Annotated in this window: 25 protein-coding genes; 22 read left to right on the forward strand and 3 right to left on the reverse strand. The window is 40.5% G+C overall.

Going from position 1 to position 24,422, the window contains the following annotated elements:
- The first annotated feature begins 205 nt into the window (after nt 1-205).
- The 20 genes from ACWPUA_RS02530 to dnaJ all read left to right on the forward strand — a co-directional run bounded on the left by ACWPUA_RS02530 (nt 206) and on the right by dnaJ (nt 21,050).
- Nucleotides 206-862 carry a COG3942 and LysM peptidoglycan-binding domain-containing protein gene (locus ACWPUA_RS02530; protein ID WP_247912816.1) on the forward strand — a complete coding sequence of 219 codons (657 nt, stop codon included), beginning with the start codon at nt 206-208 and terminating at the stop codon, nt 860-862.
- 326 nt (nt 863-1,188) lie between these two features.
- Nucleotides 1,189-2,850, forward strand: a complete 1,662-nt coding sequence (locus ACWPUA_RS02535; protein ID WP_004251767.1) for a ribonuclease J — start codon at nt 1,189-1,191, stop codon at nt 2,848-2,850.
- A 68-nt stretch (nt 2,851-2,918) separates the two neighbouring features.
- Nucleotides 2,919-3,698, forward strand: coding sequence for an alpha/beta hydrolase (locus ACWPUA_RS02540; RefSeq protein ID WP_004251768.1), 780 nt, complete (start codon nt 2,919-2,921; stop codon nt 3,696-3,698).
- Nucleotides 3,699-3,804: 106 nt separating this feature from the next.
- Nucleotides 3,805-4,506, forward strand: a complete 702-nt coding sequence (locus ACWPUA_RS02545; protein ID WP_454378920.1) for a M57 family metalloprotease — start codon at nt 3,805-3,807, stop codon at nt 4,504-4,506.
- Nucleotides 4,507-4,574: 68 nt separating this feature from the next.
- Nucleotides 4,575-6,401: an excinuclease ABC subunit UvrC gene (gene uvrC / locus ACWPUA_RS02550; protein ID WP_454378922.1), complete on the forward strand. Its 1,827-nt coding sequence runs from the start codon at nt 4,575-4,577 to the stop codon at nt 6,399-6,401.
- Between the two features lie 68 nt (nt 6,402-6,469).
- A complete protein-coding gene (gene rsmH / locus ACWPUA_RS02555; protein WP_414265180.1) occupies nt 6,470-7,420 on the forward strand; it encodes a 16S rRNA (cytosine(1402)-N(4))-methyltransferase RsmH in 951 nt (316 codons plus the stop codon).
- A gap of 9 nt (nt 7,421-7,429) precedes the next feature.
- The gene (ftsL, locus tag ACWPUA_RS02560) at nt 7,430-7,747 is read left to right on the forward strand and encodes a cell division protein FtsL (RefSeq protein WP_024053600.1); all 318 of its coding nucleotides are present in this window, start codon (nt 7,430-7,432) and stop codon (nt 7,745-7,747) included.
- 3 nt (nt 7,748-7,750) lie between these two features.
- Complete coding sequence (pbp2x, locus tag ACWPUA_RS02565) at nt 7,751-10,006, forward strand: penicillin-binding protein PBP2X (protein WP_454378925.1); 2,256 nt, start codon at nt 7,751-7,753, stop codon at nt 10,004-10,006.
- A gap of 1 nt (nt 10,007) precedes the next feature.
- Complete coding sequence (mraY, locus tag ACWPUA_RS02570; RefSeq protein WP_223333704.1) at nt 10,008-10,988, forward strand: phospho-N-acetylmuramoyl-pentapeptide-transferase; 981 nt, start codon at nt 10,008-10,010, stop codon at nt 10,986-10,988.
- Nucleotides 10,989-11,119: 131 nt separating this feature from the next.
- The gene (locus tag ACWPUA_RS02575) at nt 11,120-11,641 is read left to right on the forward strand and encodes an FUSC family protein (protein ID WP_223333702.1); all 522 of its coding nucleotides are present in this window, start codon (nt 11,120-11,122) and stop codon (nt 11,639-11,641) included.
- An 82-nt stretch (nt 11,642-11,723) separates the two neighbouring features.
- Nucleotides 11,724-12,080: a transcriptional repressor GlnR gene (gene glnR / locus ACWPUA_RS02580; RefSeq protein WP_000659542.1), complete on the forward strand. Its 357-nt coding sequence runs from the start codon at nt 11,724-11,726 to the stop codon at nt 12,078-12,080.
- A 35-nt stretch (nt 12,081-12,115) separates the two neighbouring features.
- Nucleotides 12,116-13,462 carry a type I glutamate--ammonia ligase gene (glnA, locus tag ACWPUA_RS02585; protein ID WP_004251784.1) on the forward strand — a complete coding sequence of 449 codons (1,347 nt, stop codon included), beginning with the start codon at nt 12,116-12,118 and terminating at the stop codon, nt 13,460-13,462.
- 119 nt (nt 13,463-13,581) lie between these two features.
- A complete protein-coding gene (locus ACWPUA_RS02590; RefSeq protein WP_061862652.1) occupies nt 13,582-13,902 on the forward strand; it encodes a PadR family transcriptional regulator in 321 nt (106 codons plus the stop codon).
- On the forward strand, nt 13,902-14,477 hold the full coding sequence (locus ACWPUA_RS02595) for a DUF2812 domain-containing protein (protein ID WP_414271818.1): 576 nt from the start codon (nt 13,902-13,904) through the stop codon (nt 14,475-14,477). Before ACWPUA_RS02590 ends, ACWPUA_RS02595 begins: the two co-directional genes overlap by 1 nt.
- Before the next feature lie 21 nt (nt 14,478-14,498).
- Nucleotides 14,499-15,011: a DUF2812 domain-containing protein gene (locus ACWPUA_RS02600; RefSeq protein ID WP_454378929.1), complete on the forward strand. Its 513-nt coding sequence runs from the start codon at nt 14,499-14,501 to the stop codon at nt 15,009-15,011.
- 160 nt (nt 15,012-15,171) lie between these two features.
- A complete protein-coding gene (hrcA, locus tag ACWPUA_RS02605; protein WP_006151707.1) occupies nt 15,172-16,206 on the forward strand; it encodes a heat-inducible transcriptional repressor HrcA in 1,035 nt (344 codons plus the stop codon).
- A gap of 26 nt (nt 16,207-16,232) precedes the next feature.
- Nucleotides 16,233-16,748: a nucleotide exchange factor GrpE gene (gene grpE, locus ACWPUA_RS02610; RefSeq protein WP_006151695.1), complete on the forward strand. Its 516-nt coding sequence runs from the start codon at nt 16,233-16,235 to the stop codon at nt 16,746-16,748.
- Between the two features lie 262 nt (nt 16,749-17,010).
- Entirely contained in the window at nt 17,011-18,834 is a 1,824-nt protein-coding gene (gene dnaK / locus ACWPUA_RS02615; RefSeq protein WP_178895436.1) for a molecular chaperone DnaK, read from the forward strand.
- A 247-nt stretch (nt 18,835-19,081) separates the two neighbouring features.
- Complete coding sequence (locus tag ACWPUA_RS02620; RefSeq protein ID WP_414265175.1) at nt 19,082-19,714, forward strand: DJ-1/PfpI family protein; 633 nt, start codon at nt 19,082-19,084, stop codon at nt 19,712-19,714.
- Between the two features lie 199 nt (nt 19,715-19,913).
- Nucleotides 19,914-21,050, forward strand: a complete 1,137-nt coding sequence (dnaJ, locus tag ACWPUA_RS02625) for a molecular chaperone DnaJ (protein ID WP_414265174.1) — start codon at nt 19,914-19,916, stop codon at nt 21,048-21,050.
- 69 nt (nt 21,051-21,119) lie between these two features.
- On the opposite strand, the gene ACWPUA_RS02630 is transcribed toward dnaJ, so the two are convergent.
- The 3 genes from ACWPUA_RS02630 to ACWPUA_RS02640 all read right to left on the reverse strand — a co-directional run bounded on the left by ACWPUA_RS02630 (nt 21,120) and on the right by ACWPUA_RS02640 (nt 22,552).
- Nucleotides 21,120-21,761: a hypothetical protein gene (locus tag ACWPUA_RS02630; RefSeq protein WP_454378933.1), complete on the reverse strand. Its 642-nt coding sequence runs from the start codon at nt 21,759-21,761 to the stop codon at nt 21,120-21,122.
- Nucleotides 21,762-21,844: 83 nt separating this feature from the next.
- A complete protein-coding gene (locus tag ACWPUA_RS02635; protein ID WP_247921885.1) occupies nt 21,845-22,132 on the reverse strand; it encodes a hypothetical protein in 288 nt (95 codons plus the stop codon).
- Between the two features lie 9 nt (nt 22,133-22,141).
- Entirely contained in the window at nt 22,142-22,552 is a 411-nt protein-coding gene (locus ACWPUA_RS02640; RefSeq protein WP_454378936.1) for an HIT family protein, read from the reverse strand.
- A 67-nt stretch (nt 22,553-22,619) separates the two neighbouring features.
- On the opposite strand from ACWPUA_RS02640, the gene ACWPUA_RS02645 reads away from it, so the two are divergent.
- The gene (locus ACWPUA_RS02645) at nt 22,620-23,351 is read left to right on the forward strand and encodes an ABC transporter ATP-binding protein (RefSeq protein ID WP_414268403.1); all 732 of its coding nucleotides are present in this window, start codon (nt 22,620-22,622) and stop codon (nt 23,349-23,351) included.
- On the forward strand, nt 23,348-24,397 hold the full coding sequence (locus ACWPUA_RS02650; RefSeq protein WP_454378939.1) for an ABC transporter permease: 1,050 nt from the start codon (nt 23,348-23,350) through the stop codon (nt 24,395-24,397). The genes ACWPUA_RS02645 and ACWPUA_RS02650 overlap by 4 nt, the downstream gene beginning before the upstream one ends.
- The last annotated feature ends 25 nt before the right edge of the window (nt 24,398-24,422 follow it).

Genomic DNA, 24,422 nt, shown 5'->3' on the forward strand with positions numbered 1-24,422 from the left:
GAAGCTGAGATAATCTATCTCAGTTTTTTGTTGTCTCTTATAATTTTTAAATTATTTGTTCTTTAGAATGTTATGTAGTAAAAGTATACATATTTGTAACATGACTACAACATAATTCTAAAACAACTGACATGTAAATCAGGTATGATTCTCTTGTCAACAAAAAAATTAAAAATAATCAATAAAATTTTAGGAGAAAATTATTATGAAAAAAACAGTTGCTAAACTGACTCTTGGTTTAACATCTACAGCTATTTTGGCGACAGTTGGAGCTCAAACTGTTAGTGCATCTTCTTACGTTGTCCAAGACGGAGATTCATTTTTTGGTATTGCTACTGCAAATGGCATGGATCCTTATGAGTTGGCAGCAAATAACGGGAAAAGCATTTTTGATATGATCCACCCAGGGGATGTGTTAGAAGTAAGCGGTCCAGCTCAGGCTACTTATTCATACGGTGCTCCGGCTTCTGAGGCGACTAGTACTTTGAATCCTGCTTCAGATGATGATGTTGTCGTGAATACTCCGACAGACTATGGGAACTCATATCCTGTTGGTCAGTGTACATGGGGCGTAAAAGAATTGGCTCCTTGGGCTAGCAACTGGTGGGGAAATGCTAATACTTGGGCGATTTATGCTAGTGCTCAAGGTTATCGTGTAGGAGATGTTCCAGTAGTAGGTGCAATCGCCGTTTGGGACGGTGGTGAATATGGACACGTTGCTTATGTGACAGATGTACAAAGTGAAAATTCTATTCAGGTATTGGAAGCAAACTACAGACGTCAAAAACAAATTGCTAACTATCGTGGTTTCTTTAATCCACATGAATTTTTAGGTAAAGTTACTTACATTTATCCAAACTAAAGATGATTAAAAAGATTTAGAGCTTCTAAATCTTTTTTTTTTATTTGTGAGTAAGCTCCTTATTACGATTTTTTGCCGAGTAGCTGCTTGTGAAGTAAGTCCCTAGGTCCCTTGGCGGACAGCGATTTCGCAAAGAGAAAACAAAGCAAAGCGATTCGGTTATCAGTGGTGAATGTTCTCTAGTTAAAATCCTATCTTCATTTTGAAAATTAGTAAAAAAATGGTATAATGAGAGGAAAAGATTCGGATAAAAGTAAATTGGACTTTTACAAAAAGAGAGTTGTGAAGGCTCTACAAACACGTTATAGTAATACTTCGGAGGGAAAATGACCAATATTAAATTAACAACTTTAGGCGGTGTTCGTGAAAACGGGAAAAACATGTACATCGCAGAAATTAACGATTCAATCTTTGTTTTAGATGCAGGTTTAAAATATCCTGAAAATGAGCAGTTGGGTGTCGATGTCGTTATTCCAAATATGGAATATCTGTTTGAAAATAGCGACCGTATTGCAGGTGTCTTTTTAACGCACGGACATGCGGATGCGATTGGAGCTCTTCCTTATCTTTTGTCAGAAGTGAAAGTTCCTGTTTTTGGTTCAGAGTTGACAATTGAGCTTGCTAAGCTTTTTGTTAAAGGAAATGATAGTGCTAAAAAATTCGATGACTTCCATGTTATTGATGAAAATACAGAAATCGACTTTGGCGGTACTGAGGTTTCCTTCTTCCGTACAACTCACTCTATCCCAGAGAGTCTGGGTGTCGTTTTGAAAACATCTGAAGGAAGTATCGTTTATACAGGGGACTTCAAATTTGACCAAACGGCTAGCGAATCATATGCAACTGACTTTGGTCGTTTAGCAGAAATTGGTCGCGAAGGAGTTTTAGCTCTTCTAAGCGACTCAGCAAACGCAGACAGTAATATTCAAGTAGCCAGCGAAAGTGAAGTTGGTGATGAAATTACGCAAACCATTTCTGACTGGGATGGACGTATCATTGTAGCCGCTGTTGCAAGTAACCTTTCTCGTATTCAGCAAGTCTTTGATGCCGCTGCAGAGACAGGACGTCGCGTTGTTTTGACAGGATTTGATATTGAAAATATCGTTCGTACAGCTATTCGCTTGAAAAAATTGTCATTGGCTAACGAAAGTCTCTTGATTAAACCTAAAGATATGTCTCGTTTTGAAGACCACGAGTTAATTATCCTAGAAACCGGTCGTATGGGTGAACCAATTAATGGACTCCGTAAAATGTCAATCGGTCGTCACCGCTATGTTGAAATCAAGGATGGAGACTTGGTTTATATCGTTACAACGCCATCAATCGCTAAAGAAGCTGTTATGGCACGTGTAGAAAATATGGTCTACCAAGCAGGTGGTGTCGTTAAACCGATCACTCAAAGCTTGCGTGTATCAGGACATGGGAATGCGCGTGATCTTCAATTGATGATCAATCTCTTGCAACCTCAGTATCTCTTCCCAATCCAGGGTGAATACCGTGAGTTGGACGCTCATGCCAAGGCTGCTATGGCTGTTGGGTTGTTGCCAGAACGCATTTTTATCCCGAAAAAAGGCACAACCATGTCTTATGAACATGGGGACTTTGTCCCGTCTGGTGCAGTTGCTGCAGGTGATGTCTTGATTGACGGAAATGCCATTGGGGATGTTGGTAATGTTGTTCTTCGTGACCGTAAGGTCTTGTCAGAAGATGGTATTTTCATCGTGGCTATCACTGTTAACCGTCGTGAGAAGAAAATCATTGCCAAAGCACGAGTGCATACACGTGGCTTTGTCTATCTCAAGAAGAGTCGAGATATTCTGCGCGAAAGTACAGAGTTGGTGAACCAAACAGTCGAAGACTATCTCCAAGGGGAGGACTTTGACTGGGCTGATCTTAAAGGTAAGGTTCGTGACAATTTGGCTAAATTCCTTTTTGAACAAACGAAACGTCGTCCAGCCATTTTACCAGTAGTCATGGAAGCAAAATAAGGATTAAATAGCAAGAGAGAAAGTCGAGTTTCGGCTTTTTCTTATCTCAAACGAATAAGGAGCAAGTTATGGCAGTAATGAAGATTGAGTATTACTCAGAAGTTTTAGATATGGAGTGGGGAGTAAATGTTCTCTATCCTGATGCATCTCGGGTGACAGATCCAAACAGTAAAGATATTCCAGTTCTCTATCTCCTTCATGGAATGTCAGGGAACCACAACAGTTGGCTCAAGCGGACCAATGTAGAGCGCTTGTTGCGAGGGACTAATCTGATTGTTGTCATGCCAAATACAAACAATGGCTGGTATACAGATACTCAATATGGCTATAACTATTACACAGCTCTAGCAGAAGAATTGCCTAAGGTGCTCAAACGCTTCTTCCCCAATATGACCAACGAGCGAGATAAAACCTTCATTGCTGGTTTATCAATGGGTGGCTACGGTTCCTTTAAGTTAGCACTGTCAACTGACCGTTTCTCCCATGCCGCTAGCTTTTCTGGGGCGCTTAGCTTCGAGGAGTTTTCTCCTGAGAGTCAAGATTTAGGAACGCGTGCCTACTGGCGAGGTGTTTTTGGCAAAGTTAATGATTGGGTGAATAGCCCTTACTCGCTTGAGACCCTTGCCAAAAAGTCAGACAAGGAGACCAAACTCTGGGTTTGGTGTGGCGAACAAGATTATCTCTATTCTGCCAATAATCTAGCAGTTAAAAATCTTAAGAAACTTGGTTTCGATGTGACCTATAGCCATAGTGCAGGAACTCATGAGTGGTATTATTGGGAAAAGCAATTGGAACGTTTTTTAACTACCTTGCCAATCGATTTTGTGTTGGAAGAACGCTTGTCTTAATTTTAGCTTTCTTTCAGTTTGTTTTAGTAGAATTAAGAATCTATCTTTAGAATGGGAATCCATGGCTTAAAGATGGGTTCTTATTTTTTTAGAAAGGTGGGCAATTATGGGCTGGATTATTCGTGTGTTATGTCGGTTTTTACTAGGGATTTTGCGTATGTTTTGGCGCCTTGTATGGACGCTTATCTTCTTCATTCTCATCACTTTTGGGATTCTCTGGTATGTGACAGGTAATTTATCTGCTACTTTAAATCAAGTTAGCAAAGTGGTCCAAGTCGGCCAAGCAGGTTGGGATCAATGGCAAGAAACTGGCAAGTTGCAAGGTTTATCTCAGACAGATCATCATCAAGATTCAGGAGCAAAATGGTCAAAGGCGCAAGCAACTATCTATATTGATCCTCAAATGGATGCCACTTTCCAAAAGGCCTACCTTGAAGCTATTGCTAACTGGAATCAGACAGGGGCTTTTAACTTTGAGCTTGTAACCGAACCGGACCAGGCCGATATTTTCGCTACTGAAATGAATGATGGTTCGACAGCTGTAGCAGGTGAGGCGGAGAGTCAGACAAATCTCCTAACCAAACAATTCACTTCTGTAACCATTCGCTTGAATCATTATTATCTATCCAATCCAAACTATGGCTATACCTATGATCGTATCATGCATACAGCAGAACATGAGCTAGGGCATGCCATTGGTTTGGAACATACCAATGAAGTTTCAGTCATGCAACCAGCGGGGTCCTACTATGGTATTCAAGCTCAAGATGTTCAAGCAGTTCAGGAACTTTACGGATCTGGAGAATAAGTATTTTTAAGCTCAAATAGGATTTCTTGATGTCAGCAATGATAAGGCCTTTTTGCTATAATGGAACTATGAATAACTTGATCAAATCAAAACTGGAGCTCTTGCCGACCAGCCCTGGTTGTTACATTCACAAAGATAAAAACGGCACCATTATCTATGTCGGAAAGGCTAAAAATCTGCGCAATCGAGTGCGGTCCTACTTCCGTGGGAGCCATGATACCAAGACAGAAGCCCTGGTATCTGAGATTGTGGATTTTGAGTGTATTGTCACGGAGTCTAATATTGAGGCCCTTCTTTTAGAGATTAATCTCATCAAGGAAAACAAGCCTAAGTACAATATTATGCTCAAGGATGATAAGTCCTATCCTTTCATCAAAATCACCAATGAGCGCTATCCTCGCTTGATTATCACCCGTCAGGTCAAGAAGGATGGGGGATTATACTTTGGTCCTTATCCGGATGTGGGAGCAGCCAATGAAATCAAACGGCTATTGGATCGGATTTTCCCTTTTCGCAAGTGTACCAATCCACCATCTAAGGTTTGTTTTTATTACCATATCGGCCAGTGCATGGCTCATACGGTTTGTCGCAAGGATGAAGCCTATTTTAAAGCAATGTCCCAAGAAGTTTCTGATTTTCTCAAGGGACAAGACGACAAAATCATTGATGACCTCAAGAGTAAGATGGCTTTGGCAGCTCAAAGTATGGAGTTTGAACGTGCAGCGGAATACCGTGATTTGATTCAGGCCATTGGCACCCTTCGGACTAAGCAACGAGTCATGGCTAAAGACCTCCAAAACCGTGATGTATTTGGTTACTACGTGGATAAGGGTTGGATGTGCGTCCAGGTCTTCTTTGTCCGTCAAGGTAAACTGATTGAACGCGATGTCAATCTCTTCCCTTACTACAACGATCCAGACGAGGATTTCTTGACCTATGTGGGGCAGTTTTACCAGGAGAAATCTCACCTGGTTCCAAATGAAATTCTGATTCCTCAAGATATTGACGAAGAAGCTATCAAGGCTTTGGTGGATACTAAGGTCCTCAAGCCCCAACGAGGGGAGAAGAAGCAACTGGTTAATCTGGCTATCAAAAACGCTCGTGTTAGTTTAGAGCAGAAGTTTAATCTGTTAGAAAAATCAGTCGAAAAGACCCAGGGTGCTATTGAAAATCTTGGGCGACTTCTACAAATTCCAACCCCAGTACGTATCGAGTCTTTTGACAACTCTAATATTATGGGGACTAGTCCAGTCTCTGCTATGGTTGTTTTTGTCAACGGAAAACCAAGCAAAAAAGATTACCGCAAGTATAAAATCAAGACTGTTGTCGGACCAGATGACTATGCAAGTATGCGAGAGGTTATTCGTAGACGTTATGGACGGGTCCAGCGTGACGGTTTGACACCGCCTGACTTAATCGTCATCGATGGTGGTCAAGGACAGGTTAACATTGCTAAGCAGGTTATTCAAGAAGAGTTAGGCTTAGATATTCCAATCGCAGGGCTACAAAAAAATGACAAGCACCAAACTCATGAGTTGCTCTTTGGAGATCCTCTTGAAGTGGTAGAGTTGTCTCGCAATTCTCAGGAATTTTTCCTCCTCCAACGCATTCAAGATGAGGTGCACCGTTTTGCCATTACCTTTCACCGGCAACTTCGTTCTAAAAATTCCTTCTCCTCTCAATTGGATGGAATTGAAGGTTTGGGTCCCAAACGCAAGCAGAATTTAATGAAGTATTTCAAGTCTCTAACAAAAATTAAGGAAGCCAGTGTGGACGAGATTGTTGCAGTTGGTATACCAAGAGCAGTGGCAGAGGCAGTTCATCAACACTTAAATCTAGAAGTAGACTCAGCGCTAGCTCAAGTAGCTGAGAAACCTCTTGAATACAAGGAATAAAGTAGCAATGGAATGTTTTGGCTTTAGTGGGTGCAAGCTAGTCGGATTTGTGGTAAAATAGATAAGATATGACAAAAGAATTTCATCATGTAACGGTCATGCTCCATGAGACCATTGATATGCTAGATGTAAAACCTGATGGTATTTACGTTGATGCGACCTTGGGAGGAGCAGGACACAGCGAGTATTTATTAAGTAAGTTAAGCGAGAAAGGGCATCTCTATGCCTTTGACCAAGACCAGAATGCCATTGATAATGCGCAAAAACGTTTGGCACCCTATATCGAAAAGGGAATGGTCACCTTCATCAAGGATAATTTCCGTCATTTGAAGGACCGCTTACATGACTTAGGCGTGACAGAGATTGATGGAATTTGTTATGACTTAGGTGTGTCAAGTCCGCAGTTAGATCAACGCGAGCGTGGTTTTTCTTATAAAAAAGATGCACCACTAGATATGCGGATGAATCAGGAAGCTAGTTTGACCGCTTATGAAGTCGTTAATCACTACGACTACCATGATTTGGTAAGGATTTTTTTCAAATATGGAGAGGACAAGTTTTCCAAACAGATTGCTCGAAAAATTGAACAGGCGCGTGAACAGAAACCAATTGAGACCACGACGGAATTGGCAGAGATTATTAAATCTGCCAAACCGGCAAAGGAGCTCAAGAAAAAAGGCCACCCAGCCAAACAAATTTTCCAAGCTATCCGTATAGAGGTCAATGATGAACTGGGTGCTGCAGATGAATCAATCCAGCAGGCTATGGATTTGCTGGCTCTAGATGGCAGAATATCAGTGATTACCTTCCATTCGCTGGAGGACCGCTTGACCAAACAGTTATTTAAGGAAGCTTCCACAGTTGAAGTTCCTAAAGGTTTGCCCTTCATCCCAGACGATCTCAAGCCCAAAATGGAATTGGTATCTCGAAAACCGATTTTACCAAGCAAGGAAGAATTGGAAGCCAATAATCGTTCCCACTCGGCCAAGCTTCGAGTGGCAAGAAAAATTCACAAGTAAGAGGAAATAATGGCAGAAAACAGAGGAACAACGAGCCAATTGCTACAAGCTCGTATAAAAAAATTTTCACGTGTTGAAAAGGCCTTTTACTTTTCAATTGCCATCACAGCACTTGTCTTAGCAATCAGTGTGGTCTATATGCAGACTCAACTTTTGCAGGTTCAGAGTGATTTGACAACAGTCAATTCACAAATTGAGGAAAAAAAGACAGAGCTGGATGATGCGAAACAAGAAGTTAATGAATTGATCCGATCAGAACGTTTGACCGGAATTGCAGACTCACAAGACTTGCAATTAAATAATGAAAATATCCGATCGGCGGAGTAGTAAATGAAAAACTGGAAAGAACGAATCATACGCTTTGCCATTAAAAATCGCAAATCTCCAACAGAAAACCGCAGACTAGTGGGAAAGAATTTGAGCCTTCTGGCCGTCTTTCTCTTTGCTGTTTTTTTGGTTAACTTTGCGGTAATTATTGGTACAGGCTCAAAATTTGGTGTTGACCTAGTTAAGGAAGCAAGCAGGGTCCACCAAACAACTCGGACAGTTCCTGCAAAACGAGGAACTATCTATGACCGTAATGGTACACCAATCGCAGAAGATGCAACATCCTACAACATTTATGCGATTATCGATAAGGAATATAAATCTGCAAATGGGAAAATTCTCTATGTAGAGGAGTCTCAGTATAGCAAGGTTGCGGAAGTCTTCCATAAATATCTAGATATGGATGAATCCTACGTCAAGGAACAACTTTCTCAACCTAATCTTAAGCAAGTTTCCTTTGGGGTAAAGGGAAATGGTATTACCTATGCCAATATGATGTCCATAAAAAAGGATTTGGAAACAGCTAAGGTTCAGGGAGTTGATTTTACAACAAGCCCAAATCGAAGCTATCCTAATGGAAAATTTGCTTCATCTTTCATCGGACTAGCGCAGTTGCACGAAAATGAGGATGGTTCAAAGAGTCTCATTGGGACGTCTGGTGTTGAGAGTTCCTTGAATAGCTTGTTAGCGGGAACAGATGGTATCATTACCTATGAAAAAGACCGCTTAGGGAATATTGTTCCAGGAACGGAGCAAGTTACCCGACAGACTGTAAACGGGAAAGACGTATATACGACCCTATCTAGTCCTTTACAATCTTTCATGGAAAGTCAAATGGATGCCTTCCAAGAAAAAGTCAAGGGTAAATATATGACTGCGACCTTGGTTAGTGCTAAAACGGGAGAGATTCTCGCTACAACTCAAAGACCAACCTTTGATGCTGATACCAAAGAAGGGATTACAGAGGACTTTGTCTGGCGTGATATCCTTTACCAAAGTAACTATGAACCAGGTTCAACCATGAAGGTGATTACTTTAGCTTCAGCAATTGACAATAATACCTTCCCTGGAGGAGAATATTTCAACAGTAGCGAATTGAAGGTAGCTGATGCCACTATCAAGGACTGGGACGTTAACGAAGGTTTGACAAGCGGTGGAATGATGACCTTCTCGCAAGGTTTTGCTCACTCTAGTAATGTCGGTATGACCTTGCTCGAACAAAAAATGGGGGATACCACTTGGTTGGATTACCTCAGTCGTTTCAAATTTGGAGTGCCGACTCGTTTTGGTATGAGTGATGAGTATGCTGGGCAATTACCTGAGGACAATATCGTTAATATTGCCATGAGTTCCTTCGGTCAAGGTATTTCCGTTACACAAACTCAGATGCTTCGTGCCTTTACTGCGATAGCTAATGATGGGATTATGTTGGAGCCTAAGTTTATCAGTGCGCTCTATGATCCAAATGATCAAACGGTTCGTAAATCACAAAAAGAAGTCGTGGGAAATCCGGTCTCTAAAGAAGCAGCTAGCTTGACTCGGGATCACATGGTTATGGTTGGTACGGATCCTACCTATGGTACGATGTACAACCACAGTACAGGTAAGGGAACAGTCAATGTTCCTGGCTATAATGTAGCCTTGAAATCAGGGACTGCTCAGATTGCAGATGAGAAAAATGGAGGATACTTAGTTGGGGAAACCAATCATATCTTTTCTGTAGTAACCATGCATCCTTCTGAAAATCCTGATTTTATTCTCTATGTGACAGTTCAACAACCTCAGCATTATTCTGGGATTCAGTTGGGTGAGTTCGCTAACCCTATCTTGGAGCGTGCTTCTGCGATGAAAGAATCTCTCAATCTTCAATCAACTGCTAAAAGTCTGGATCAGGTTACAACTACGACTAACTATGCTATGCCTTCGACAAAAGACTATAGCCCTGGAGATTTAGCAGAAGAACTACGACGTAACCTTGTTCAACCAATCGTTATCGGTTCAGGAACGAAAATCAAAGAAAGTTCAGCGGCAGAAGGAACCAATTTAGACGCAAATGAGCAGATCTTACTCCTTTCTGATAAGGTAGAAGAAATGCCTGATTTGTACGGATGGTCTAAGAAGAATGTCGAAACTTTTGCAAAATGGCTGGATATCGAAGTAGAATTTGAAGGTACAGGAGAAACTGTAAAAAAACAAAGTGTTCGTACCAATACAGCTTTAAAAAATATACAGAAAATAAAAATAACTTTAGGAGATTAGAATGCTAGTTTCTATCTTTCCTGGAATCCTTACTTTTGTTCTTACAGTGGTAGGCATTCCAGCATTTATCCGTTTTTACCGTAAAGCACAGATTACTGGTCAACAGATGCATGAGGATGTTAAACAACACCAGGCAAAAGCTGGGACGCCGACAATGGGAGGAATTGTCTTCCTCGTAACAAGCGTTTTAGTTAGTTTAGTTCTTGCACTTTTAACTAATCAACTAACCAACAATGTTGGAATGATACTCTTTATTCTCGTTTTGTATGGTTTGGTTGGCTTCTTAGATGATTTCCTCAAGGTTTTTCGTAAAATCAATGAAGGGCTCAATCCTAAACAAAAGCTCTTGCTTCAATTAGTAGGAGGAGTTATCTTCTATCTCTTTTATGAAAGAGGAGGGGATGTCTTAAATGTATTTGGGTATCCATTGCACTTAGGCGCTCTTTACATTTTCTTTGCTCTCTTCTGGTTAGTTGGTTTTTCAAATGCTGTTAACTTGACTGACGGAATTGATGGCTTGGCAAGTATTTCAGTGGTGATTAGTCTGTCTGCCTATGGAATCATTGCTTATGTACAAAACCAATTGGATATTCTCCTAGTGATTCTTGCCATGATTGGTGGTCTTCTTGGTTTCTTTGTCTTTAACCATAAGCCTGCTAAGGTATTCATGGGAGATGTCGGAAGTCTTGCTCTTGGAGGGATGTTGGCCGCTATTTCTATGGCTCTGCACCAAGAATGGACGCTACTTCTGATTGGTATAGTGTATGTTTTTGAAACAACATCTGTCATGATGCAAGTTGCCTACTTTAAGTTGACTGGAGGAAAACGTATCTTCCGAATGACACCAGTTCATCACCATTTTGAGTTGGGTGGGTTTTCTGGTAAAGGCCAAGCCTGGAGTGAGTGGAAGGTCGATTTCTTCTTCTGGGGAGTGGGCTTGCTTGCCAGTCTCGTGGCCTTGGCTTTCATGTATTTATTCTAAAATAGAATATCGAATTGAAAAAGAGAAGGGTTTATTCCCTTCTCTTTTTAGTTCTTATTTTCTTCATTTGACGAATCCTTTTCTCAAAAAAGTAAAATTATGATAAAATGGAAAAAAAGAAAGATGAAATGATGAGTTATTTTAAAAAGTATAGATTTGATAAAAACAAGTTCAAGTTGGGGATGCGCACCTTTAAAACAGGAATCGCTGTTTTTTTGGTCCTCATGATTTTTGGTTTTTTTGGATGGAAGGGACTTCAGATTGGAGCTCTTACAGCCGTTTTTAGCTTGAGAGAAGACTTTGATAAGAGTGTCCACTTTGGGACATCTCGTATCTTAGGGAATAGTATCGGTGGTTTTTATGCGCTGATTTTCTTTCTCTTGAACAACTTTTTTCATGGAGCCTTTTGGGTAACTCTCCTTGTGGTTCCGATATGTACCATGTTAACCATCATGACAAATGTTGCCATGAACAATAAGTCGGGAGTCATTGGGGGAGTTGCAGCTATGCTGATTATTACCCTATCAATTCCGAGCGGAGAGACTGTTTTGTACGTGTTTGCTCGAGTTTTTGAGACTTTTATGGGAGTTTTTGTAGCAATTCTAGTAAATTATGATATTGATCGCTTGCGGAGTCTCATACAGAAAAAATAAAATAATGTCACAAGATATGACATTAACAATTGACGATTGATTTTTTTTAGACTATAATAGACAGAAAGAAGAGGAAGTGCACATGAAGGAAAAAGAATTTCGTCGCAATATGGCAGTTTTCCCCATTGGTAGTGTTATGAAGCTGACCGATCTTTCGGCGCGTCAAATTCGTTATTATGAAGATCAGGAGTTGATAAAACCTGATCGAAACGAAGGTAACCGCCGGATGTATTCTTTAAATGATATGGATCGGTTGCTTGAGATTAAGGACTATATCTCTGAAGGTCTGAACATTGCTGCTATCAAGAAAAAATATGCCGAACGTGAGGCGAAAGCCAAGAAACCAGTTAGTCAAACTGAGGTTCGTCGGGCCCTTCGGAATGAAGTTCTTCAACAAAGTCGCTTTGCTTCTCAACAATCACCTTTTGGTCGCGGTTAGGCAACCGCAAATCGTCATATATAAGGAGAAAAACCATGCCAATCACAGCTGCAGATATTCGTCGTGAAGTTAAGGAAAAAAATGTAACCTTTATCCGTCTCATGTTTTCAGATATTTTGGGAACAATGAAAAACGTCGAAATTCCTGCTACAGATGAACAACTAGACAAGGTCTTGTCAAACAAGGCTATGTTTGATGGATCTTCTATTGAAGGGTTTGTTCGTATCAATGAATCAGATATGTACTTGTACCCTGACCTGGACACATGGACTGTCTTCCCTTGGGGAGATGAGAACGGTAGTGTTGCAGGATTAATCTGTGATGTCTATACAACAGAAGGAGAGCCATTTGCTGGAGATCCTCGAAGCAACCTTAAACGAGCTCTTCATCACATGGAGAAAGTTGGATTCAAATCTTTCAACCTTGGTCCGGAACCAGAATTCTTCCTATTTAAGCTTGATGAAAATGGAGACCCAACTCTTGAAGTAAATGACAAGGGCGGTTACTTTGACTTGGCACCTACTGACCTTGCCGACAATACTCGTCGTGAGATTGTGAATGTCTTGACCAAGATGGGATTTGAAGTAGAGGCCAGTCACCACGAAGTTGCCGTAGGTCAACATGAGATTGACTTTAAGTATGATGAAGTTCTTCGTGCTTGTGACAAGATTCAAATCTTTAAACTTGTTGTAAAGACAATTGCGCGTAAACATGGTTTGTATGCAACCTTTATGGCTAAACCTAAATTTGGTATCGCTGGTTCAGGAATGCACTGCAATATGTCCTTGTTTGATGATGAAGGGAACAACGCTTTCTTTGATCCAAATGATCCAAAAGGAATGCAATTGTCAGAAACAGCCTATCATTTCCTTGGTGGTTTGATCAAGCATGCCTACAACTACACAGCTATCATGAACCCGACCGTTAACTCATACAAACGTTTGGTTCCAGGGTATGAAGCACCTGTTTACATCGCTTGGGCTGGTCGTAACCGTTCACCGTTGGTGCGCGTTCCTGCTACTCGTGGAATGGGAACTCGTTTGGAGTTGCGCTCAGTAGACCCAATGGCAAATCCATATATCGCTATGGCTGTGCTTTTGGAAGTTGGTTTGCACGGTATTGAAAACAAAATCGAAGCACCAGCGCCAATCGAAGAAAACATCTATATCATGACTGCAGAAGAGCGTAAAGAGGCTGGCATCACAGACCTTCCATCAACTCTTCACAACGCTTTGAAGGCCATGACAGAAGACGAAGTGGTTAAAGCAGCTCTAGGTGAACACATCTACACTAGCTTCCTTGAAGCCAAACGAATTGAGTGGGCAAGCTATGCAACCTTCGTTTCACAATGGGAAATTGATAACTACCTAGATCTATACTAATGATAAATCAGAAAGATTGTCCGTGAGGACAATCTTTTTTTCTTGCATTTTATATCGAGGTGTGATATATTTTATATAACGAGGTGCGATATATCGAACTAAATAGGAGGTCTGATTAAATGGAATTAACAGATAAGATTAGGCGGGTTTACCTTCCCATGACTGAAACGGGTTTTTATATTCTATTCTGTCTGCAAAAGGAGAACCATGGCTATGGTATTACGCAAAAGGTTAAAGAGATGACAGATTCGCAGGTTTCCATTAGTCCTGGGACCATGTATGGAACCCTATCAAAGATGGAAAAGGATGGTTTGGTTTCCTTTGTCCGAGAAGAGGAAAAACGTAAAATCTATCACATAACAGACTTGGGTCGAAAAGTTTTAGAGATTGAGTTGAAACGTATTGAGCGGCTCTATAGAAACAGTCGGGAGGAGCTTTGATGGAAAAGGAAGTTGTTTATAGAATTGCTACCATTGCGGATTATGATAGAGAGGCTCTCTATCTCGGAGAAATGCATGCTCAGGGCTGGAAACTTAAGGAAGTAAGTTATTCTAACTTAGTAGTTGCGGTTAAGTATACTTTTGAAAAGTGCCAACCGGAGCAGGTGGTTTATCAGTTGGACTTTTATCCTATGAAAAAGTCAGAGAGAGCTTCCTATTTACAACTATTTAAAGATTGTGGGTGGGAGCATATTACAGACTTTAATGGTTTTTCCTACTTTAGAAAGCCTTATTCTGGAGTTGAGTTGGATGCCGAGTTTGAAATTTATAATGACGCGGCTGGGAAATTAGCAATGGTCAAGAAGATTTTAACAATGCGTATGCTTCCTATTTTGCTTCTCTTTTTAGCTCTACTACCGGTTTTATCAAAGTTTGTCAGTGGAGGTAGTTCTTTCAGTTGGGAAATGTTTTTGATTGTTATCATAGACTGTACTTTATTGATAGTTTTTGCGATTCAGATTTTTTATATTTTTTGGAGATTGTTTCAAAAGTGGAAAGAATTATCTGATAAATAAAACCATTTTGGAGGTTAGACAATGAATAGCAAAGTACAATTTCGAATGTTTACCATTTTTGATTTGGATAAGGTAGAAGATTATTTGCATGAGATGCATTTGAAAGGTTGGAAATTTAAATCGAATCGTTTTGGCTTTTTCTATTTTGAAGAATGTCAACCTGATGATGTAATTTACTGTGTGTGGAATACTAGCTATCTTAGAAAAAATGAGCTAGAGTTACAAAGTGTTATGGATAGAGTCTGGGAATTTGTGGAGGGGTGTTCTTATTCTGTTTTCCGAAAGGCAAAATGTGATTTTGTTCCAAACGATCAAATTTTTATGAACAATCGTCTTAGATGGGATGGTGTGAAATCTGGACTTCGTACATCTACAGTTTCTATCTCTGGCGGTCTAGTTGTTTGTATGAGCCTGTTTCGCGAAAGTCTCTCTCGGTCTTTCTTCCTTATTTTTGTCCTATATGCTCTCATGATTTCTTACCTAATCTATAGTTTTTACAGACTTAAAAAGAAATATCTTGAGAATGTAGGATGATTTTCTAGGTCCTCAGACCGATTTTTAGCACTCTTGACAAAAGAGTGCTAATTTTTTGAGTTTTTGTCTTGACATTCTTTTCTAAGGGTGTATAATAGAATCATAAGTTAGCACTTGGATGCGTCGAGTGCTAAAAGATCTACCAGAGAGGAGTAGCGAGATGGTTACAGAACGTCAGCAGAATATTTTAAATCTGATTATTGACATCTTTACCAAAACGCACGAACCTGTTGGATCCAAAGCCTTGCAAGAGTCTATCAATTCTAGTAGTGCTACCATTCGAAATGACATGGCAACTCTAGAAAAGCAAGGTTTGCTTGAAAAGGCACATACTTCCAGTGGTCGGATGCCGAGTGTGGCTGGTTTTCAATACTATGTCAAACACTCCCTATCCTTTGACCGTTTAGCTGAAAATCAAGTTTATGAGATTGTAAAAGCCTTTGATCAAGAATTCTTCAAGCTTGAGGATATTCTTCAAGAGGCGACGAAAATTTTGTCAGACTTGAGTGGTTGTACGGTTGTAGCGCTGGATGTAGAACCAAGTAGGCAGAAGCTAACAGCTTTTGATATTGTTGTCCTCGGACAACATACAGCTCTAGCGGTTTTTACGCTTGATGAGTCTAGAACAGTTACCAGTCAGTTTTTGATTCCAAGAAATTTCTTGCAGGAGGATTTAAATCGCCTCAAGACCATGATTCAAGAACGTTTCCTGGATCAGACTGTTTTGGATATTCACTACAAGATTCGGACAGAGATTCCGCAAATTATCCAACGTTACTTCACAACAACAGATAACGTCATGGATCTTATTGAGCATATCTTCAAAGAAATGTTCAATGAAAATATCGTAGTTTCTGGGAAAGTCAATCTCTTGAATTTTGCTAATCTAGCTGCCTATCAATTCTTTGATCAGCCACAAAAGGTGGCTTTGGAAATTCGAGAGAATCTGATTGGCGATCAGATGCAAAGTGTCCGAGTTGCGGATAGCCAAGAATCTTGTCTTGCTGACTTAGCAGTGATTAGTAGTAAGTTCCTGATTCCCTATCGTGGGTTTGGAATTCTGGCGATTATTGGTCCAGTTAATCTGGATTATCAACAATTGGTCAATCAACTTAATGTTGTCAATCGAGTTTTGACTATGAAGTTGACGGATTTTTACCGCTATCTCAGTAGCAATCACTATGAAGTGAATTAATATTGAAATCATTAAAGGAGGCGAAAATGGCCCAAGATATAAAAAATGAAGAAGTAAAAGAAGAGGAAGTTGTTGAACCAGTAGAAGAAACAACTCCCGAGAAGTCGGAATTGGACTTGGCTAATGAACGTGCCGAGGAGTTTGAAAACAAATATCTTCGTGCACACGCAGAAATGCAAAACATTCAGCGTCGTGCCAATGAAGAACGCCAACTTTTGCAACGTTATCGCAGCCAAGATTTGGCAAAAGCAATCTTGCCGTCACTTGATAACCTTGAACGCGCCCTTGCAGTTGAAGGTTTGACAGATGATGTGAAGAAGGGCTTGGAAATGGTTCAAGAAAGTTTGATTCACGCTCTGAAAGAAGAAGGAATCGAGGAAATCGCAGCTGATGGAGAGTTTGACCATAACTACCATATGGCTATTCAAACAGTCCCAGCTGATGATGAGCATCCAGCAGACACTATCGCACAAGTCTTTCAAAAAGGCTACAAACTCCATGACCGCATCCTAAGACCGGCTATGGTAGTCGTGTATAACTAGGCAATAGGGCTTAAAAACCTTGTCCGAAACGACATTAAACTATGAAAGAAAGATAAACAATGGTTCAGCTTTACCAATAGTGAGCGAAGCGAACCAAAGGCGGTACTCTTCGCCGTGGCGTTATTTGGGCAAATTTTGAGACCTTAGGCTCAAAGTTTAGTCAAAGAGATTAACGAAGTTAAGCTCTGACGGCGCCGCCACCTAAGAAGAGTATCAAAAAGAAAAATCAAAAATAGAATATAAAATTTAAGGAGAAAAATACATGTCTAAAATTATCGGTATTGACTTAGGTACAACAAACTCAGCAGTAGCAGTTCTTGAAGGAACTGAAAGCAAAATCATCGCAAACCCAGAAGGAAACCGCACAACCCCTTCTGTAGTATCATTCAAAAACGGTGAAATCATCGTTGGTGACGCTGCAAAACGTCAAGCAGTCACAAACCCAGATACAGTTATCTCTATCAAATCTAAGATGGGAACTTCTGAAAAAGTTTCTGCAAACGGTAAAGAATACACTCCACAAGAAATCTCAGCTATGATTCTTCAATACTTGAAAGGTTACGCTGAAGAATACCTTGGTGAAAAAGTAACCAAGGCTGTTATCACAGTTCCAGCTTACTTCAACGATGCTCAACGTCAAGCAACTAAAGATGCTGGTAAAATCGCTGGCCTTGAAGTAGAACGTATCGTCAACGAACCAACAGCAGCAGCTCTTGCATACGGTTTGGACAAGACTGACAAAGAAGAAAAAATCTTGGTATTCGACCTTGGTGGTGGTACATTCGACGTATCTATCCTTGAACTCGGTGATGGTGTCTTTGATGTATTGGCAACTGCAGGGGATAACAAACTCGGTGGTGACGACTTTGACCAAAAAATCATTGACTACTTAGTAGCAGAATTCAAGAAAGAAAATGGTATCGACTTGTCAAATGACAAGATGGCTCTTCAACGTTTGAAAGACGCAGCTGAAAAAGCGAAGAAAGACCTTTCTGGTGTCACTTCAACTCAAATCAGCTTGCCATTTATCACTGCTGGTGAGGCTGGACCTCTTCACTTGGAAATGACCTTGACTCGTGCTAAATTCGACGACTTGACTCGTGACCTTGTAGAACGTACAAAAGTTCCAGTTCGTCAAGCCCTTTCAGATGCAGGTTTGAGCTTGTCAGATATTGACGAAGTCATCCTTGTCGGTGGTTCAACTCGTATCCCTGCCGTTGTTGAAGCTGTTAAAGCTGAAACTGGTAAAGAACCAAACAAATCAGTTAACCCTGATGAAGTAGTTGCTATGGGAGCTGCCATCCAAGGTGGTGTTATCACTGGTGATGTCAAAGACGTTGTCCTTCTTGACGTAACACCATTGTCACTTGGTATTGAAACAATGGGTGGAGTCTTTACAAAACTTATCGATCGCAACACTACTATTCCAACATCTAAATCACAAGTCTTCTCAACTGCAGCAGACAACCAACCAGCCGTTGATATCCACGTTCTTCAAGGGGAACGCCCAATGGCAGCAGATAACAAGACTCTTGGACGTTTCCAATTGACAGATATCCCAGCTGCACCTCGTGGTATTCCACAAATCGAAGTAACATTCGACATCGATAAGAACGGTATCGTATCTGTTAAAGCCAAAGATCTTGGAACTCAAAAAGAACAAACAATCGTTATCCAATCTAACTCAGGTTTGACAGACGAAGAAATCGACCGCATGATGAAAGATGCAGAAGCAAACGCTGAAGCAGATAAGAAACGTAAAGAAGAAGTAGACCTTCGTAACGAAGTAGACCAAGCGATCTTTGCGACTGAAAAGACAATCAAAGAAACTGAAGGCAAAGGATTCGATGCAGAACGTGATGCTGCACAAGCTGCCCTTGATGATCTTAAGAAAGCTCAAGAAGACAACAACTTGGACGAAATGAAAGCAAAACTTGAAGCATTGAACGAAAAAGCACAAGGACTTGCTGTTAAACTCTACGAACAAGCCGCAGCAGCGCAACAAGCTCAAGCAGGAGCAGAAGGCGCACAAGCAACAGGAAACGCAGGCGATGACGTCGTAGACGGAGAGTTTACGGAAAAATAAGATGCAAAGCCCGTTAAAACCTCACAGTGAAAATAGGAAATCTGACGCAGAAACTTTAGTTTCTAGAAAGATTTGTCTTTTTCACCAAGAGGTTAGGGCGTGCTCGATTTAATCCGAAACTCAATTCAGCCTTACTAGTTCAAAAACAAAGTATAATCGACTTTGCTTTAGAACGTCGTAATGATAGGAAGAAATCCAGAGGTTGCAACCCAGCCTCTGTTTTTCGGTAAAATAGAGGATGTTGCGTATGAAAAAAGTACTTTGTATCATTTATCCTAATTTTTCTCTTTATGAGATAACTGCTTTAACGAGTACTTTAGCTCTGTCTTTTGACATCACGATTGATTATGTAGCTTCTGAGCATTCGATGGTGGTCTCTGAGGATGGTTTGCTCTGTCAACCGACGAAAACATTGGATAAAATCAGTATAGAAGAGTATTCTTGTGTGATTTTGCCAGGAATGGTAAATATAGGGCCTGCTCTACAGGATGAGAAATTGATTTCGTTTTTGAGGGACCTTGGTGAGCAAGATATCCTAATTGCAGCCATTTCTTCAGCTCCACTTTTATTGGCGAAAGCAGGTCTGTTGAAGGACACGAAATTTACAGGTGGAATTTGGCAAAATTTCTTTGACTATTTTGAATTTCTTCCACGTGAGAATTTCCAACCGAAAGTTCTTGTGCAAGATAAACAAATCATTACGGCTATCGGTTTTGCACATCAAGAGTTTGCAAGAAAAGTGATTCTAAGTTTAGGGCTGGCAGAGAGTACGGACAACTATTTTAAAGAACAAAACGAGTATGCAGAAGAGGATTTGATATTTACTCTATCAGATGAAGAATTTGATCAAGTGAAGCAGAGTATAGAAAACAGCCTCTAAAGTTTTACATAAAAATTATAGAAAGGAACAAAGAGTGTTCGGGGAATTGAACTCGAGCTCTGAAGTTTCTTACTCAATATGAAAGAAAGGAACTGAACCCGACCTAAATTCTCGGAAAAAAGATAAATCTGTCTAGGAGCATCGCTCCTGCGTCAGATTCCCTATTTTTCAGTCGAATTTTACGGTCTTGGTATCTTAAATGAACAATACTGAATTTTATGACCGTTTGGGCGTTTCAAAGAATGCATCTCAAGACGAGATCAAGAAAGCCTATCGGAAATTATCTAAAAAATATCACCCAGATATCAATAAAGAGCCTGGTGCTGAGGAAAAGTACAAGGAAGTTCAAGAAGCCTATGAGACTTTAAGTGACGAACAAAAGCGGGCAGCTTATGACCAATACGGTGCGGCTGGAGCCAACGGTGGCTTTGGTGGTGCAGGCGGTTTCGGTGGCTTCGATGGTGCAGGCGGTTTTGGTGGATTTGAAGATATCTTCTCAAGTTTTTTCGGCGGAGGCGGTTCTTCTCGCAATCCAAACGCTCCTCGTCAAGGTGATGACCTCCAGTATCGCGTCAATTTGACTTTTGAAGAAGCCATCTTTGGTACTGAAAAAGAAGTCAAATACAATCGTGAATCAAGCTGTCGTACTTGTAACGGATCAGGTGCTAAGCCTGGAACAAGTCCAGTTACTTGTGGACGCTGTCACGGTTCTGGTGTTATCAACGTCGATACTCAAACACCGCTTGGTATGATGCGTCGCCAAGTAACCTGTGATGTCTGTCATGGTCGCGGAAAAGAAATCAAAGATCCATGTACAACTTGTCATGGAACAGGTCATGAAAAACAAGCCCACAGTGTCCATGTGAAAATTCCAGCAGGTGTCGAAACTGGTCAACAAATTCGTCTAGCTGGTCAAGGGGAGGCAGGCTTTAACGGTGGTCCTTATGGAGACTTGTATGTAGTAGTTTCTGTAGAAGCAAGCGATAAATTTGAGCGTGAAGGAACAACTATTTTCTACAAGTTAAACCTCAATATCGTCCAAGCAACTCTTGGTGATACTGTCGATATCCCAACAGTTCATGGGGATGTTGAGTTAGTCATCCCAGAAGGAACGCAGACTGGTAAAAAATTCCGCTTACGTGGCAAGGGAGCTCCTAGTCTTCGTGGTGGTGTTGTCGGTGACCAGTATGTGACTGTCAATGTTGTGACTCCAACAGGTTTGAACGACCGTCAAAAAGCAGCCTTGAAAGAATTCGCAGCTGCAGGTGACTTGAAAGTCAATCCAAAGAAAAAAGGCTTCTTTGACCATATAAAAGATGCCTTTGAGGGAGAATAAAACAAAAGAGCCATAAGGCTCTTTTTTGTTTGTAGTTAGTATCGGAGAAAAGATTCTCTGACTGATCTGCTATTGATATTTTTGAATGAGCAAGCCGGCTTTATCCATTTCCTGGATGAGTTGCTTGAGTTCCGCTTCTTTTCCGGGTTTCACAGTTACGGTATCAATGTGCTTAATCGCCGAATTATCCTGGATATCCACCAAGGTCAACGCTTTTTCATAGAATGCGATTCCCTTTTTCATGCTTTCCGCATCATTCAAAGTTAGAATTGTGTAAGAAGAATGTGATTTCTTTCCGTTTTCTCGGAAATACTTCTCGCCTTCCTCCTCTAAAAATTGTATTAAACCATGATTAAACAAGTTATCCCCTACTTTATAGTAAGAAATATCTCCTGTCTGTAGGACATAGACTTTGAGTCGGTTTTTAGTTAGGTTTGGACTTTCTTTAAGAACAGGGTGGCTATTGATAACCTCATCTGAGAAAGTCACATAAAAATCCAAGCCTCCCCCCTCGTATTGATAGTGTCCATTTGATTCAACTTTCTCAGGAGGCAGGTCAAGGGAGATAAAGATTTGTTTTAAGGTTTCATTTCCTTCTCGAATGTCACTTGATGAGGCCTTGAAAAGATTGGCCACAAGTAGAAATGCTAGGGTTACAAAAAGACAGAAACAACCAGAAATAATCAAGATGACTTTTAAAAACTGTTTCATGTTTAGTCCCTCCCTTTTCTGTTAGGAGCTGGTAATCCAAGATGGATTTAAGGGGATATAAGGAAAGTTGGATGCTTTCTTTTTTAGTTTTCTTCAGTTTCTCGTAGTTCTTTTATCACAGCAAGTCTTGCTTGGAGGTCTTTTTCTAAGGCTTTAAATTTATAGGTTAGGTCTTCTTGATACTCCTTGATGACTTCTTTTTGTTGATTGATAATTTGTAAGCTATTTTGGATAACATCTAAATCGCCTTTGATTGCTTCAACGCGATCAGTTGTATCTAAGACTTCTTCAGTGATAACTTCACGATTTTTAACGAGGAGGTAAGATCCGACTGCTGATCCAGCAAAAAGTAGTAAATTTGATAGTTTCATAGGAACTCCTTAAGCGTTTTTGATCGTTTCAGCGACTTGGGCAAGTTTGTCAAAATCAGGTTCATGGGCAACAAAGTCAATTTTTAGGTCATCCTCGGCACCATAACGAGGAACGAGGTGGACATGGGTATGGAAAACGGTTTGTCCAGCGATTTCTTCGCAGTTGGCGATGATATTCATACCTTCAGCTTGGGTAGCCTTCATGACCTTTTGAGCAATAACCGGAATCTTTGCAAAGAGTTGGCTAGCGCTCGCAGCATCCATTTCTAAAAGGTTGCGATAGTGTTCTTTAGGTACGACCAAGGTATGACCAGGTGTTACTTGAGAAATATCAAGAAAGGCAAGGACTTGTTCATCTTCATAAACCTTGGCTGCAGGGATTTCTCCTGCTAAAATCTTACAAAAAATACAATCTGACATAAAAACCACCTCTAGTGTATTGAATTTTGATATAATATAGCTACATTATACCAGATTCGGAGAAAATATGTTAGAAATTAAAAATCTGACAGGAGGCTATGTTCATGTCCCTGTCTTGAAAGATGTATCCTTTACAGTTGAGAGCGGACAGTTGGTAGGTTTGATAGGTTTGAATGGTGCGGGGAAATCTACGACTATCAATGAGATTATTGGTCTTTTGACGCCATATAGTGGGGAGATTAAGATTGACGGATTGACTCTAAGAGAGGATGCTACGAGCTATCGCAAGAAAATTGGTTATATCCCTGAAACTCCTAGCTTGTACGAGGAATTGACTCTCAGAGAGCATATTGAGACGGTTGCTATGGCCTATGGTATCGAGCAAAATCTAGCTTTTGAACGTGTAGAGCTGCTTTTAAAAATGTTCCGTTTGGATCGAAAATTGGATTGGTTTCCAGTTCATTTTTCCAAAGGGATGAAGCAAAAGGTTATGATTATCTGTGCCTTTGTCGTGGATCCTAGTCTCTTTATCGTAGACGAACCTTTCCTTGGTCTTGATCCTTTGGCGATTTCAGATTTGATTCAACTTCTAGAAGCGGAAAAGAAAAAAGGAAAGTCTATCCTTATGAGTACCCACGTTCTTGATTCTGCTGAAAAGATGTGTGACTCTTTTGTCATTCTTCACAAAGGTCAAGTAAGAGCCAAAGGAAATCTCCAACAACTCCGAGAAGCCTTTGATATGCCAGAAGCAAGCCTCAATGATATCTATTTGGCTCTGACCAAAGAGGAGGAGCTATGAAGGACTTGTTTTTAAAACGAAAGCAGGAATTTCGTAAGGAATGCTTGGGCTATCTCCGTTATGTGCTCAATGATCATTTTGTCTTATTTTTGTTGGTGTTGTTAGGATTTTTGGCCTACCAGTACAACCAGTTGCTCCAACACTTTCCTGAGAATCATTTCCCAATCCTAATTTTGATTGGGATGATATCTATTTTGCTTTTGCTTTGGGGTGGTATTGCGACCTATCTAGAAGCGCCTGACAAATTATTTCTTTTAGTTGCTGAAGAAGAAGTGAGAGAACACATCCAGAAGCAAAGTCTGATTTCTTTCATCTTTTGGGTCAGTGTGCAGACTCTCTTTTTGCTCCTGTTTGCGCCTTTATTCTTAGCCATGGGTCTTGGTTTGCCGATTTTTGGAGTCTATCTCCTTGTCTTGGGGATAGTAAAATATGTGATTTTTCGCCAAAAGTCTAGCAACTTTTTCCTTGGAAATGGACTTAACTGGGATTATGTTATTGCGCAAGAAAGTAAACGTAAGCAGTTCTTGCTTCGATTCTTTGCCCTCTTTACACAGGTCAAGGGGATTTCAAATAGTGTTAAGCGCCGAGCTTATCTGGACTTTATCCTCAGGGGAGTTCAGAAAGTACCAGGAAAAATATGGCAGAACCTCTATCTTCGTTCCTATCTGAGAAATGGAGATTTATTCGCCCTTAGTCTGCGGCTCATAATCCTATCTTTGGCCGCTCTCATCTTCATTGAGCAATCTTGGATTGCAGTCGCAATTGTAATTTTATTCAATTATCTTTTGTTATTCCAGCTTCTAGCCCTCTATCATGCCTTTGACTATCAATATTTGACGCAATTATTCCCAGTAGGTAAGGGGCAAAAAGAGAAAGGCTTGAAGGAAATTTTGAGAGCGATTGGGGTTTTTGTATTAATCTTGGAAAGTCTCATAGGATTGCTTGTTTTTAAGGACAAAATTCTTGTTCTAGCACTTGTGGGAGCAAGTCTTGTCTTGCAATTTCTTTATTTGCCGTATCAACTGAGAAGATTGGTTGACGAATAGCATAAAAATTAGTAGAATAATAAGG

It is taken from the genome of Streptococcus sp. Marseille-Q6504 (assembly GCF_965111625.1).

Bases quoted from the DNA above. Each gene is read 5' to 3' on its own strand.
- ACWPUA_RS02535 (WP_004251767.1), top strand. From the start codon at position 1,189: ATGACCAATATTAAATTAACAACTTTAGGCGGTGTTCGTGAAAACGGG.
- grpE (WP_006151695.1), top strand. From the start codon at position 16,233: ATGGCCCAAGATATAAAAAATGAAGAAGTAAAAGAAGAGGAAGTTGTT.
- ACWPUA_RS02630 (WP_454378933.1), bottom strand. From the start codon at position 21,761: ATGAAACAGTTTTTAAAAGTCATCTTGATTATTTCTGGTTGTTTCTGT.
- ACWPUA_RS02645 (WP_414268403.1), top strand. From the start codon at position 22,620: ATGTTAGAAATTAAAAATCTGACAGGAGGCTATGTTCATGTCCCTGTC.
- glnR (WP_000659542.1), top strand. From the start codon at position 11,724: ATGAAGGAAAAAGAATTTCGTCGCAATATGGCAGTTTTCCCCATTGGT.
- ACWPUA_RS02640 (WP_454378936.1), bottom strand. From the start codon at position 22,552: ATGTCAGATTGTATTTTTTGTAAGATTTTAGCAGGAGAAATCCCTGCA.
- glnA (WP_004251784.1), top strand. From the start codon at position 12,116: ATGCCAATCACAGCTGCAGATATTCGTCGTGAAGTTAAGGAAAAAAAT.
- mraY (WP_223333704.1), top strand. From the start codon at position 10,008: ATGCTAGTTTCTATCTTTCCTGGAATCCTTACTTTTGTTCTTACAGTG.
- dnaK (WP_178895436.1), top strand. From the start codon at position 17,011: ATGTCTAAAATTATCGGTATTGACTTAGGTACAACAAACTCAGCAGTA.
- ACWPUA_RS02540 (WP_004251768.1), top strand. From the start codon at position 2,919: ATGGCAGTAATGAAGATTGAGTATTACTCAGAAGTTTTAGATATGGAG.
- ACWPUA_RS02650 (WP_454378939.1), top strand. From the start codon at position 23,348: ATGAAGGACTTGTTTTTAAAACGAAAGCAGGAATTTCGTAAGGAATGC.
- ACWPUA_RS02575 (WP_223333702.1), top strand. From the start codon at position 11,120: ATGAGTTATTTTAAAAAGTATAGATTTGATAAAAACAAGTTCAAGTTG.
- rsmH (WP_414265180.1), top strand. From the start codon at position 6,470: ATGACAAAAGAATTTCATCATGTAACGGTCATGCTCCATGAGACCATT.
- ACWPUA_RS02635 (WP_247921885.1), bottom strand. From the start codon at position 22,132: ATGAAACTATCAAATTTACTACTTTTTGCTGGATCAGCAGTCGGATCT.
- ACWPUA_RS02530 (WP_247912816.1), top strand. From the start codon at position 206: ATGAAAAAAACAGTTGCTAAACTGACTCTTGGTTTAACATCTACAGCT.
- ftsL (WP_024053600.1), top strand. From the start codon at position 7,430: ATGGCAGAAAACAGAGGAACAACGAGCCAATTGCTACAAGCTCGTATA.
- dnaJ (WP_414265174.1), top strand. From the start codon at position 19,914: ATGAACAATACTGAATTTTATGACCGTTTGGGCGTTTCAAAGAATGCA.
- ACWPUA_RS02620 (WP_414265175.1), top strand. From the start codon at position 19,082: ATGAAAAAAGTACTTTGTATCATTTATCCTAATTTTTCTCTTTATGAG.
- hrcA (WP_006151707.1), top strand. From the start codon at position 15,172: ATGGTTACAGAACGTCAGCAGAATATTTTAAATCTGATTATTGACATC.
- ACWPUA_RS02545 (WP_454378920.1), top strand. From the start codon at position 3,805: ATGGGCTGGATTATTCGTGTGTTATGTCGGTTTTTACTAGGGATTTTG.
- ACWPUA_RS02595 (WP_414271818.1), top strand. From the start codon at position 13,902: ATGGAAAAGGAAGTTGTTTATAGAATTGCTACCATTGCGGATTATGAT.
- ACWPUA_RS02590 (WP_061862652.1), top strand. From the start codon at position 13,582: ATGGAATTAACAGATAAGATTAGGCGGGTTTACCTTCCCATGACTGAA.
- pbp2x (WP_454378925.1), top strand. From the start codon at position 7,751: ATGAAAAACTGGAAAGAACGAATCATACGCTTTGCCATTAAAAATCGC.
- ACWPUA_RS02600 (WP_454378929.1), top strand. From the start codon at position 14,499: ATGAATAGCAAAGTACAATTTCGAATGTTTACCATTTTTGATTTGGAT.
- uvrC (WP_454378922.1), top strand. From the start codon at position 4,575: ATGAATAACTTGATCAAATCAAAACTGGAGCTCTTGCCGACCAGCCCT.